The 11,636-nt window shown below is 55.3% G+C and carries 11 protein-coding genes; 4 read left to right on the forward strand and 7 right to left on the reverse strand.

Annotated features, from left to right (window positions below; translation table 11 throughout):
- Positions 1-180 precede the first annotated feature (180 nt).
- Positions 181-384: a hypothetical protein gene (locus tag SH421x_RS18345; protein WP_488851202.1), complete on the reverse strand. Its 204-nt coding sequence runs from the start codon at positions 382-384 to the stop codon at positions 181-183.
- A 332-nt stretch (positions 385-716) separates the two neighbouring features.
- On the opposite strand from SH421x_RS18345, the gene SH421x_RS18350 reads away from it, so the two are divergent.
- A complete protein-coding gene (locus SH421x_RS18350) occupies positions 717-2,153 on the forward strand; it encodes a DUF1570 domain-containing protein (protein WP_488851204.1) in 1,437 nt (478 codons plus the stop codon).
- A 167-nt stretch (positions 2,154-2,320) separates the two neighbouring features.
- Here SH421x_RS18350 and SH421x_RS18355 read toward each other — a convergent pair whose 3' ends face one another.
- The 6 genes from SH421x_RS18355 to SH421x_RS18380 form a co-directional block, all read right to left on the reverse strand.
- Positions 2,321-2,758 carry a CBS domain-containing protein gene (locus SH421x_RS18355; RefSeq protein ID WP_488851206.1) on the reverse strand — a complete coding sequence of 146 codons (438 nt, stop codon included), beginning with the start codon at positions 2,756-2,758 and terminating at the stop codon, positions 2,321-2,323.
- A gap of 104 nt (positions 2,759-2,862) precedes the next feature.
- The gene (locus SH421x_RS18360; protein WP_488851208.1) at positions 2,863-3,882 is read right to left on the reverse strand and encodes a 2-oxoacid:ferredoxin oxidoreductase subunit beta; all 1,020 of its coding nucleotides are present in this window, start codon (positions 3,880-3,882) and stop codon (positions 2,863-2,865) included.
- 68 nt (positions 3,883-3,950) lie between these two features.
- The gene (locus tag SH421x_RS18365; RefSeq protein ID WP_488851210.1) at positions 3,951-5,816 is read right to left on the reverse strand and encodes a 2-oxoacid:acceptor oxidoreductase subunit alpha; all 1,866 of its coding nucleotides are present in this window, start codon (positions 5,814-5,816) and stop codon (positions 3,951-3,953) included.
- A gap of 130 nt (positions 5,817-5,946) precedes the next feature.
- On the reverse strand, positions 5,947-6,207 hold the full coding sequence (locus tag SH421x_RS18370) for a hypothetical protein (RefSeq protein ID WP_488851212.1): 261 nt from the start codon (positions 6,205-6,207) through the stop codon (positions 5,947-5,949).
- A gap of 195 nt (positions 6,208-6,402) precedes the next feature.
- Complete coding sequence (locus tag SH421x_RS18375; protein WP_488851214.1) at positions 6,403-7,275, reverse strand: hypothetical protein; 873 nt, start codon at positions 7,273-7,275, stop codon at positions 6,403-6,405.
- Positions 7,276-7,299: 24 nt separating this feature from the next.
- Positions 7,300-8,136, reverse strand: a complete 837-nt coding sequence (locus tag SH421x_RS18380) for an alpha/beta fold hydrolase (protein WP_488851216.1) — start codon at positions 8,134-8,136, stop codon at positions 7,300-7,302.
- Between the two features lie 184 nt (positions 8,137-8,320).
- Here SH421x_RS18380 and ribA point away from each other — a divergent pair, with 184 nt between their 5' ends.
- From ribA to SH421x_RS18395, 3 genes are all read left to right on the forward strand, one after another.
- Positions 8,321-9,526 (forward strand): GTP cyclohydrolase II, encoded by a 1,206-nt coding sequence (gene ribA / locus SH421x_RS18385; protein ID WP_488851218.1) that lies wholly within the window; start codon positions 8,321-8,323, stop codon positions 9,524-9,526.
- Positions 9,527-9,681: 155 nt separating this feature from the next.
- A complete protein-coding gene (locus tag SH421x_RS18390; RefSeq protein ID WP_488851220.1) occupies positions 9,682-10,758 on the forward strand; it encodes a hypothetical protein in 1,077 nt (358 codons plus the stop codon).
- Between the two features lie 349 nt (positions 10,759-11,107).
- Positions 11,108-11,575 (forward strand): hypothetical protein, encoded by a 468-nt coding sequence (locus SH421x_RS18395; RefSeq protein WP_488851222.1) that lies wholly within the window; start codon positions 11,108-11,110, stop codon positions 11,573-11,575.
- The last annotated feature ends 61 nt before the right edge of the window (positions 11,576-11,636 follow it).

Here is an 11,636-nt window from a genome sequence, read left to right on the forward strand (position 1 = left end):
GCGCCTAACTCTTTGATTCCGCGATTCTAGCCCCCCACTAACATGGAGTGGCAAAGTACTTTCACGCCAGGACTTCGCCGCTTGCTCAGAGTCCGGTCTTGCGATGCCCGCAAGATAATATTGATGGTCGAAGCCGTTTTGCTGCGCCAACGCCGAGCCTTGCTCGGCAGCCACACACGATTACGTGTTCATCCGCTTCGGTATCGAGAACGAATAGAGGATGACCACTGCGCCGGTCGAAATCATGCTCCAGGGAGCCCAAGGCGGCGGAGTAACGCTACGTGAGCCCCCTTCGCTAATCATGCTGGCGGTATCCACCACCAAGCATTCGACGCCGACAATGATCAGCGTGATTCCAACTGCTAAGAAAAACGACCGCCACATAGGTGTTACTCCTTCATACCGACCGCCGATGCGAGAAATCCCGGTTTCCTTTTCTGTTTATCGGAGCGCGACAAGCAAAAGGATGCTATTCAGCTAGCGAGTCGCTACAAGCCGCGTTGCTGGGAGGATCGGCGCCGCTGGCATATCCGGCCCCCGCGTTCAAAGATGCGTCAATGTCGTCGTTGGATTGTAGAGGCGCCGGTCGGTTGCAATTTCATGAATCTCCCAAAACTGTTTTGCTCTGATCGGAATTCCCGGGCATAATCCGGGTGAGGCCACACCACCCGCCGCACTTTTTACTACGTCAGGTCGTGATGATTTTACGAAGCCTTTTGGGACTGATTCTAGGATTGGTTTGCGGATCGCAAGCCGTTGCAGACCTTGTGCTGTATCACGTTCCCGGCACAACGTTGGTCTTTATTCTGCAAGGCCGCGCGACCGTCAATCCCGGGGCGAATGTCACGTTTCGGCATCAGACATTCGGCAATCTGTACATGAATGCCGCGGACGTAAAGATCTACAAGGTCCGCACCGTTCAGTCGTTGACCACGAACAAGTTAAATACGGCCAAAGCAGCAGGCGATCTGGATGGCTGTCTCGATGCGGCCCGCAGTGCGCTTCGGATCGGCAAGCTGGACCTTTTTTACCAAGCCTGCAAAGCGGCCTGGGAAATTGATCCCACGGACTACCGCGTAAAGCGACTGGTCGAACAAAAGCTGGCGATCGACAAGCCGGTTCCGATCGATCCGGCCCAAGAAAAGCAGATGCGGGATTTCACTCGCGACCGGGCAGACATGAAATTTGTGCGAAGTAAGCATTTTCTCTTGCTGCATGATACTTCCAACAAAAAAGACGAACGAACCGAAATGACGCGAGCCGAAGAGCGTCTAGAGTTGCTAGAAACGGTCTATGAAAGCTTCATGATGAAGTTTTGCCTAGAAGGAGTCGAACTAGACGTGCCCGACAAGCTGCTGATGGTGTTGCTCTTCGCCGAGCACAAAGAGTACCTGCAGTTTGTCAATATCATCGGTCCCGAACTAGCGTCAGCGGCAGGGTTCTACGATCGCGTCGACAATATAGCCGTCTTCTACGACCAAGGAACCGACGAATCGTTTGAAGCGCTCAATCTGCTGAACAGGACCATTCAGGCCCAGCGCAACGAGATCGTCCGCCGCAAGATCCCTGGGATGGCCGATGTGATCCGCTTTGCCGATACGCTGAGCCTGTTGATTGACGTGAAGCGAGAGAATCTCGACATCGAAGTCGTCAGCCACGAAGCGACGCATCAATTGGCGGGAAACACCGGTCTGATGCCGGCCGATTCGCCGATACCGATCTGGGTCGCGGAAGGGCTGGCCACCTACTTTGAATCTCCTAAGCAAGCGGCCTGGAGCGGCATCGGCGCCGTGAACGCAGAACGCCTGGGCTGGTACCGAGAACTTGCTCCGCTGCGGAGCATCTCCAACATCGACTTTATCGCTTCCGATCAGATCTTTACGCGTGCGGCCAATAATTACTCGACCCTGCACGCCTATGGCCAAGCCTGGGCGTTTACCCACTTCTTAATGGAAAAGCATTTTGAAAAGCTGGTCGTTTACTATCGTGAACTAGGCAAGCTTCCCAAGGCAAGCCATGCCAAGCCTGCGGAATTGCAAAAGGTGTTTGACCGCGTCTTTGGCAAAGACAAACAGGCCCTCGACGCTGAGTGGCGCGCCTACATGCGATCCCTAAAAACTGATCTTGAGCAAACTCTAGCAGACGCGAAATAAGCCGTTGGCAGGATGTCGCTTATCCAATTATCGACTCGCTCGGAAGCATCTCAAAACATCTCTGCGACAGCTTTCCGCTTGCCGAGCGGTAAATCGCTCAACCCTCTGTGGGCCGGATGATTCCACATCTCGGCGAGCGGTTGATACGCCTCGTCTTTAAGCGAGAATTAGTCCTGCGCTTCTACTTCTGCTAGCCGATTGGCCAAATACCGCAACAAGTCGCGAATCGAGACCACCGCTTTGACACGGCCGTCGTCGTCGATCACCGGCAAGTGACGATAGTGCCCCACATCCATCTGGTGCACGGCATAGGTAATCGACGTGTCCTTGTTGATGGTTTGCGGATTGAGCGTCATGAATTGCGAAATCGGCGTCTTAAGATGATCGCGATAGTCGGGACCTAACTTGAGCAGTGCGTCCCGCTCGCTGAAGATGCCGATAGGGCGGTGATCGTCGTCGGTGATGACGACCGCACCCAGAACATTGGTTGATAAGACCGACAATACATCCCCGAGCGAGGCGTCCGGGGAGGATGTCAGCGGCGTTTTCATCGCCAATTTTGCGATCGTATCACGCCGAGATGAAGTTTCGCCGCTGGTTTTCAAAGCCGACTCCGTAGAGAGTGAATTTCCGCAGGCTGCAAACTCACCCTCCCCTTCAGGGGTAGTTGCGCCGCGAGACTGACAAATCTTATTCGATTCCGCATTATCTATTCTACCGTCCAGGTATCGCCAGAGCGAAAGAGCTTATCCAAGTCCCCTTCTCCTTTATCGGCGCGTGCTTGAGCCACCTGAGCGTTTAAAAGTTCATCATATCGGGGAGCATCGACACAGCGCAACACGCCGATCGGCTCTGGGAAATCTGGATATCGCATCCGGCTCAGCAGATAAGCGAGCGTCGGCTGCTGCGCCATCTCATCATGAAACAAGAGGTCATCCTCGGTGATCCCTTTGCCGAGTTCGACCACTTCGGGATGCATCCCGTTCAGGCGAATTCCTTTGTCTCTATTTTTACCGAAAATCAACGGCTTGCCGTGCTCAATTTCAATAATATTATCGGCTTTCACCGTCTTATCGGTCGCGTATTTGTAGGCGCCGTCATTGAACACATTGCAATTTTGGTAGACCTCAACAAACGAGACGCCGGGATGTTCGGCCGCTCTCTTAAGCGTATCGGCCAAATGCTTGATGTGGACGTCAATCGAACGCGCGACGAAGGTCGCTTCGCAGCCAATCGCCAGCGAAAGCGGATTCATCGGGTTGTCGATTGCCCCCATCGGGGTACTTTTGGTGATCTTTCCAAGTTCCGACGTCGGCGAGTATTGCCCTTTGGTTAGCCCGTAAATCCGGTTATTGAACAAGATAATATTCAAATTGACGTTACGGCGCAGCACATGCATAAAGTGGTTGCCGCCGATGCTTAGTGCATCACCGTCGCCTGTGATCACAAACACGTTGAGATCCGGACGGCAGCTCTTGATGCCGGTCGCAAATGCTGGCGCACGCCCATGGATGCTGTGCATGCCGTACGTATTCATATAGTACGGAAAACGACTGCTGCAACCGATGCCGGAAACGAAAACCGTCTTTTCGCGCGGCCAACCCAGCGTGGCCATCACTTTTTTCATTTGGGCGAGGATCGAATAGTCGCCGCAACCAGGGCACCAGCGAACATCCTGATCGCTGCCGAAATCGCCAGGCTTGAGCACCGGTAGTTCGACGGAAGCCATGCTATTAATTCCTTGTCTGTTCTCTGCGATGTATTGTGAGGGAGCGCTTTCCACGAAACCAAGCCTGCTTACGGCAACAGCGATTCTGCTTTGTCGATGATCTCGGCAACCTGGAATGGTTTCCCTTGGACTTTGTTCAGGCCGATGGTCTCTATCAAAAACTGGTTGCGAATCAGTAACGAGAGTTGCCCCATGTTTAGTTCTGGAATCAGCACCTTCTTGAACCCCCGCAGGATCTCACCCAGGTTGGCCGGAAACGGATTGAGCCAGCGGAGATGAGCATGGCTCACCTTGTGTCCTTGGGCTTGCAGTCGCGTGACGGCCGTGCGACACGATCCGTAGGGTCCGCCCCAGCTGAGGACCAGCAAGTCGCCGGTCGTTTCTCCCATCACCTCTTGATCGCCGATCACTTGGGCGACGTTGGCCACCTTTTGCGCTCGGGTGTTAATCATGTGTTGGTGATTCAGTGGATCGTAGCTGACGTTGCCGGTTCCATCCGCTTTTTCTAACCCGCCGACACGATGCATCAGGCCAGGCGTGCCGGGGATCGCCCAAGGTCGAGCGAGTAGCTCGTCACGACCATAGGCCATGAACGGCTCACCATTGGTCGGCGCGGTGGGATGCGTGATGGGGATCGGTTGCAAATCCGAGAAGTTGACAATGCGCCATGGTTCAGAACCGTTCGCCAAATAGCCATCGCTGAGGATCATTACCGGCGTCATGAATCGCGCGGCGATGCGCCAGGCTTCGATCGCGACGTCAAAACAATCAGCCGGACTGCGAGCCGAGATAATCGGCATGGGGCATTCGCCGTTGCGGCCGTACATTACCTGCAACAAGTCGGCTTGTTCTGTCTTGGTTGGCAGTCCAGTGCTGGGACCGCCGCGCTGGACATCGACGACTAGCAGCGGCAACTCTAGCATCACCGCCAGCCCCATCGCTTCACCTTTGAGCGCGATGCCTGGTCCGCTGGATGTGGTGAGAGCCATGTGACCCGAGTAGGCGGCGCCGATCGCCGAGCAAATCGCGGCAATCTCATCTTCGGCCTGAAAGGTGCGGACCCCAAAGTTTTTGTAGCGGCTCAGCTCGTGCAAAATATCACTGGCCGGCGTGATTGGATAAGAGCCGAGAAACAAGTCTTTACCGCTCAACTTGGCCGCCGTCATCAAACCCCAGGCCAACGCCTGATTGCCGGTCATATTGCGATACGTGCCGGCGGGCAACTTTGCTTTCTCAACCGAAAACGAGCTGACAAAAGCGTCGGTTGTTTCGCCGTAGTTGCGACCGGCGGCGAGCGCCCGATGGTTCGCTTCGGCGATGTTTGGCAGTTTTTTGAACTTGGCGTTAATAAACCGCCGCGTCGGTTCTAGCGATCTTCCATACAACCAAAACGCGAGTCCCATTGCAAAAAAATTGCGGCAACGATCGGCTTCTTTTTGGCTCAGATCCAATCCGTCGACAGCGCGGCGCGTTATGTCGGTCATCGGAACCTGAAACAGCTGAAACGATTCGAGCGAGTCGTCGTCGAGCGGATTCTCTTTGTAGCCTGCCTGATCCAACGACTTTTTGTCAAACGCGTCGGAGTTGGCGATCAATACGCCGCCTGGCTTGAGATCGGAAATGTTGGTTTTGAGTGCAGCGGGATTCATCGCGACCAGCGCGTCGACCGTTTCGCCAGGAGTGTAAATATCAGTCGAAGCAAAATGAACCTGAAACCCAGAGACCCCAGCCAACGTACCGCGCGGAGCACGGATCTCCGCCGGAAAGTCAGGGAAGGTCGCCACGTCGTTGCCAGCCAGCGCCGAAGTGTTGGTCAACTGAGTTCCGGCAAGCTGCATCCCGTCGCCAGAATCTCCGCAAAAGCGGACTGTCGCTTCTGCGATTTTTAGAACTGCTTTGGCCTGGTCCGTTTCGCTTTCAAATTCCGTGGACATGGTTCGCCTTGCCGCTATGCCTGTGGGTTGTCCTCTTCACAAATTATTCCGCGCTTTGCATTCAGAAGCAAAAGATAGGAGCAACGCAGTCGCGCGAAAGTTCACTCGATCTGCTTAACCATTGCTCTCCTCATGCAACTTTTTGGACGGCGGTGGTCCTTCCCACTGCCTGACCGTTGAAGTCGACCCCAAGTAACTGTCGATCGTCCCCGATCGCCATTTTTTTGATCGTGGTCGCGACGTTGCAATTGTGTGGTAGCAGCGAACCATGTGCTTCATCTCGCACCAACCCCAGCAGCAACTGCAATGGGTCGATCGGAAGCATCGGAAATACGTCGGGATGACGTTGCGTCACCGAACCGGTGGCGACCGATCGCAGAAACTTGACCATAGTGATTCGCCCTGTCAAAGCCGCTTGGCATGACGCGATCCCCTGCCAGGATAGAGCTCTGTCCTCAAGGCAATATCCAATCACTCGTTAGTCGAAGAAAAAGGGATGAATCCTCACTTCTGGCGAGCAGTTTAACACGCGGGACGCTGCCTCGTAATAGCAGAATACCCCCATCTAATCCCATGTTAACACAAATTAATCATCCAATCCGCGGCCGCGTGGTTTATTTTTATCGTCTGGATGGCCATAGAACTTGCTCAAATCGAACCCACCCTTTTGATCTTCTTCGAGCAATTTCAGACGTTGTTCGACTGCATTCATCCGCTGCGCAAGACTGTGGACAAGATCCGCGGATTCGACCTGCTTTTTCGGCTTCGGCACCGACGGGTATTTAAGCTGCCGCTGGAGCGCCGAGAACAGCAATAAGGGATCTTTCTTCCGGTTTGCTAGGGCGATCCGGCCTTCACGCGAACCAAAGATCGGGGGCTCGTCCGGCATATCGGCTTTACGGCGGCGCGACTGCTGCTCGATGTAGTAGTCGCTCCGCACATAAATCAGATCGGCCAGATCGATCAATCCGATTCGCCGCCGCAGTGCTTGCAGAAAGTTGCGCCAGTTTTCGTCAAAAATCGGATCCCCGGCCATCGCTTCGAGCCCGGGATCGTACTTTAAACGATGTCGACAGAGGACTTCAAACTGATAGACAAACATCGCTGCCGGCGTCGCTTCGGCCGCTCGAAACTCGGCCTCTAGTTTCAAGATCTCCAGCGCAATCCGAAAGTCGAAGCGGCCCCGCTCATCTTCGGCAGCAGCGATCAGGAACGTTTGAAACGGAGCGAAATAGTGCGATAGTCGCTGCATTCCCGCGTGAAACAGCCCCAAATGTCGCAGTTCGGCCAGCAGAAAATCGATCGCCATCGGCAACTTGGTGGTCGCTAAGACTTCTTCTCGCACCCCCTGCAATATCTCTTGCAATGGTGCGTTCTGCTCGATCTTTTCGCGCATCGATTGGAAGAAAAAAGCTTGTTCGATGTACTCTTCGCTCGGCAGCAGCGGAGTTTGCGTCATAGATCGGTCGGCCGCGCAAATACGTTATGGGTCAGCGGCCACAGTCGTCTGCAGCACTTCATTCAGAAATTTTACTGCTTCTTGTCGAGCCTGGGGACTCATGAACGAACCGATGTGGGTCGCATGGTCCAATTCGCACAACCGCGCGTCGCAACCGGCTTGATCCAGAGCGATGCACATGGCTTTGACGTCCGCCAAGGGAACGAGGCTATCGGCGGTCCCATGAAAAAAGAACATCGGCGGCGCCTTCGACGAGATAAACTGAGCCGGCGACGCCGAACGATAGACATCCGGCAGCGCCGCACGGGTCCCCCCCAAAAAATAAGCCAGGCGGGCGCTGGCAAGCGGTTCCAGCGTAAAATCACACGGCGTTCCCCCGGCGACAACCGCACTTAGCCCTTGTGCCGGATCTGTCGCGGTAAGGGCGGTTAAACAAACCAGATGGGCGCCGGCCGAGTAGCCGTAGCCGACAATCTGCTGGGGGTCGATGTGATATTCTGCGGAGTGAGCACGGAGCCATGCAAGCGCAGAGCGGCAATCTTGTAACTGTGCTGGAAACTTGTGAGCCGGCGCCAGCCGATAGCCGATTGAAGCGACGCAGTAGCCGCTGCGGGCTAACTGCAACGCATGAATCGCCATCCGGCTGCGATCGCCAGCCAACCATGCTCCACCGTGAACCATCAAAACGCCGGGATACGGACCGTCACCGGTAGGCAGATAAAGATCAACTTTTAAATCCTCCCCCCCAGGGGAAGCGTAAACGACATCGGTGATAATCTTAACGGGCTGCTGAGCATGGGCGATTTTGCCAAAAATTAGGCTCATCCCCACCAAAATCGCAGCCATCTGCCATCGATTCATACTGCCTGACTCCCTGTTCCAGCGATTCGCCTATAATGCACAGGTGACGTTCGCCTGCCGTTATTATTAACCGCAGGCAAGCGTTGACGTAACGGTGTTGCGCCGCAGGCATCGCATATTATCGAGGCGCAGCAATTGCCGTAGCCCGAGACTCTTTGACGATTTCAACATTCAGGTAACTAGCGTGTCCCATCGTTTTTCATCGGTTCAATCGGCGGTCGACGCGATCAGCCGAGGCGAAATTGTGATCGTCGTGGATGCGGAAGACCGCGAAAATGAGGGAGATTTTGTCTGCGCGGCCGAGAAAATCACGCCGGAAGCGGTCAATTTTATGATCACACATGGCCGTGGAATGCTGTGCGCCCCCATTTTGCCGGATGTTTGTCAACGGCTCGATCTACACCCGATCGTCGAGACAAACAACGCACCGCTGCAAACCTCATTTAATACCCCGGTCGATCATCGCACCAGCAAAACCGGCATCACCGCCAAAGAACGCTCCGATACAATCCTGGCGCTGGCCGATCCACTGACGACGGTCGACGATTTTGTGCGGCCTGGACATGTCTATCCCCTGCTCGCCAAAGAAGGGGGCGTGTTGCGCCGCGCCGGACATACCGAAGCCTCGGTCGATCTGGCTCGCATGGCCGGACTCCGCCCAGCCGGCGTATTGTGCGAAATCCTGGATGAATCAGGCGATCGAGCCAATCGAGATCAGTTGCTTGTGCTGGCCGAGAGGTTCAAGTTAGAAATCATTTCGATTGAACAACTGATCGCTCACCGCAGAGTCAACGAAAAACTGGTCACGCGGGCGGCCGAAGCCGAATTGCCAACCAAATATGGCAAGTTCCAAATCATTGTCTACTCGGTCGCCTACGAGTCGCAAGAACCGGTTGTGTTGATCTTCGGTGAGCCTGAAAAACATGACAAGCCTCTGGTTCGGCTCCACTCGAGCTGTTTCACGGGCGACCTGATCAGTTCGCTCCGCTGTGATTGCGGCGACCAACTGCAGCTGGCGCTAGAAACGATCAGCAAAGAGGGACATGGAGCACTCGTTTATCTGCCGCAAGAAGGCCGTGGGATCGGGCTAACGCAAAAGATTCGCGCTTATGGCCTGCAAGACCACGGGCTCGACACGGTCGAAGCGAATCATGCGCTTGGTTTCAAAGCTGACATGCGTGACTACGGCATCGGAATTCAAATTCTGAAGGATATCGGTCTGCGCCAGATTCGCCTGCTGACCAACAACCCGAAGAAGACCGACGCGTTCATCTACGGCGGATTTGACCTAGAAGTGGTCGATCAGGTGCCGATGGTGTCGCCGGTCAACGAGTACAACGAGAAGTATCTCGCGACCAAACGCGACAAAATGGGACACACGCTGCCGTAGCACTTGCAAGTCTGCGGTTTGTAGCGGACATGCGGCTCGCCCGGATTGCGTAAGCGAAAAGGTTGCGAAAAGAGGACACCAGCGGCCGCGCGTGGTGATTTTGCATCGCATAGTTGGGTAGGACGCTCCCTTCCCTCCCCTGCCTGGCATTCGTGATGCGCATATTTTCACTCCTGCTGCTGATCGTCTGTGGTTCGATTGCTAGCGCCGCGTTTCGCCCTGCTCCGCCGGCCCTGGACATGGGGCGCGCGCTGATCGCAGCAGCGGCCGAAGCAGATCCCGATGCCAGTCCAGCGAACTCTGCAGAAGTGGTCGCTCGGTTTGAAATGCTGCGTGCCGAGATCAAGCAACAGCGTCCGCACGACTGGACCGAACTGCTGTTAGAAGATCGCGCTATTTGGCTCTTTCACGCGCTCCATCGCGAAGTTCTCACCGGACGCTTTGACGCCAAATCGTCCGCCATTTCTAGCGCCCTCGCCGGCGGCGACTACAACTGCGTCAGCGGCACCATTTTGTATGTCGCTCTTGCCGATTCGCTAGATTTGCCAGTCTTGCCGCTGCAAATCGAAGGGCACGTCTGGTGCCGCATCGCCGCCGCCCAGCCGATCGACATTGAGTCAACCTGCCCAGAGTGGTTCGAGTTATCCGAGGCGATGCGCCGCGGTGCGCCTGGCATCGAAGCCGGCCCAGCCGCGGGTCCGTTGTCGCGTCAAGCACTGATCGCCAAGCTGTACTACAATCGCGCTGTTGACCAATTGGAGCAGCGCCAGTTTGCGGCGGCGATTGACCTATTGAATCAAACGCTGGCCCTCGACAAGAGCGACGCCGCCGCCGAGCAAAACTTGCTCGCCGCCAAAAACAATTGGGCCGTCGAACTGGCGCAACAAGCGAAGTACGATCAAGCCGAACGCCTGCTGGAGGAAGTGGCGCTCGCAGCGCCTTCCTACGGCCCGCTCTTGGCGAATCGCCGCCATATTCGGATCTTGCGAGTTCGCTCGACTCTTGAGCAGGGAGAGTTTTCGAGCGCTTTGGAAGTTGCAGTGCTGGATGATCCGCAGAACCAACAACAACTTCGCTATGAAGTCTATGAAGCCTGGCTCAAGTCGCTGGTCAAAACGGGCAGCACCGACGAAGCCGAGCGCGTGTTGGCGACTGCCGAGATCGAATTCCACGACGATTGGCGCGCATCGGCCCGATTGCAACGATTGTTACGATCACCTGAGGCAACGTAAAAATATCAGCATTCGTTATTTGCTTACCGGCTAGTTCCGACCTATTCATTGACCTGTAGGCTTTACCTATCGCCGATCGCAAATAGCAAACAACCGCCGCCTTACGCGGCGATTTCGACAATCCGACGCCGATCACACTGCGTGCCGAGGATTGTTACTCGTCTTCCTACTTCGACTCTTCCTCTAATTTCTCCCAGCCAACTCCCTTCCGCTGCGCGCTCGCGGGCCATCCAACTGGGCTTGTCGGGCGTGGACGATCTGCTGATATGTCATCCAAGGCGAGTCGCTACACAAACGAATGGGCAGGTTGTGCGGTGGTTCGCAAGCATTGTGGAGATTCAAAACAACAATGGACCTATCGACTTCCGATTTGTCTACCAATGCGTTCACAGCGGCGCCGCTCAAGGTCAATTTGAATGAGCACGAGAATGAAGTGCGCGTCCAGGTCCGATCACTCATCGGCGCTGCGGGCAAAGGGGCAAGACTCGCCTATGCCGATCGTCGGCGCGATCAGCGCTATCCCTTTCCCAATTTGCTTTACATCACGCCGGTGGATCGCGCTGGGCAACCGTTGGTAGAACAAACCGTCGTTGTCGTCGGTAAGACACTGACCGAGCGGGGAATGGATTTCTATCACCAGCAGCCGATTCCGCATCGCCGCGTTATCGTAACCATCGAAACGCAGGGGGGTTATACGGCCAGTTTTTTAATGGACCTCACCTGGTGCCGCTACACCAAACAAGGCTGGTACGACAACGGCGGTCGATTTCTCGATACAGCGCCGTGCCCCTTCCCGGCCGGCGTTTCGATCCTTTAATTCACGACAATTCGCCGTACGCCTAAAAACAGAGCGAGTCTTTCCATTTAGGAAAGCTCGC

The organism is Blastopirellula sp. SH421, assembly GCF_057808535.1.

Excerpts from the sequence above, each read along its gene's own strand:
- SH421x_RS18365 (WP_488851210.1), bottom strand. The coding sequence starts at position 5,816 with ATGTCCACGGAATTTGAAAGCGAAACGGACCAGGCCAAAGCAGTTCTA.
- SH421x_RS18395 (WP_488851222.1), top strand. The coding sequence starts at position 11,108 with ATGGACCTATCGACTTCCGATTTGTCTACCAATGCGTTCACAGCGGCG.
- SH421x_RS18360 (WP_488851208.1), bottom strand. The coding sequence starts at position 3,882 with ATGGCTTCCGTCGAACTACCGGTGCTCAAGCCTGGCGATTTCGGCAGC.
- SH421x_RS18390 (WP_488851220.1), top strand. The coding sequence starts at position 9,682 with ATGCGCATATTTTCACTCCTGCTGCTGATCGTCTGTGGTTCGATTGCT.
- SH421x_RS18370 (WP_488851212.1), bottom strand. The coding sequence starts at position 6,207 with ATGGTCAAGTTTCTGCGATCGGTCGCCACCGGTTCGGTGACGCAACGT.
- SH421x_RS18375 (WP_488851214.1), bottom strand. The coding sequence starts at position 7,275 with ATGACGCAAACTCCGCTGCTGCCGAGCGAAGAGTACATCGAACAAGCT.
- SH421x_RS18345 (WP_488851202.1), bottom strand. The coding sequence starts at position 384 with ATGTGGCGGTCGTTTTTCTTAGCAGTTGGAATCACGCTGATCATTGTC.
- SH421x_RS18380 (WP_488851216.1), bottom strand. The coding sequence starts at position 8,136 with ATGAATCGATGGCAGATGGCTGCGATTTTGGTGGGGATGAGCCTAATT.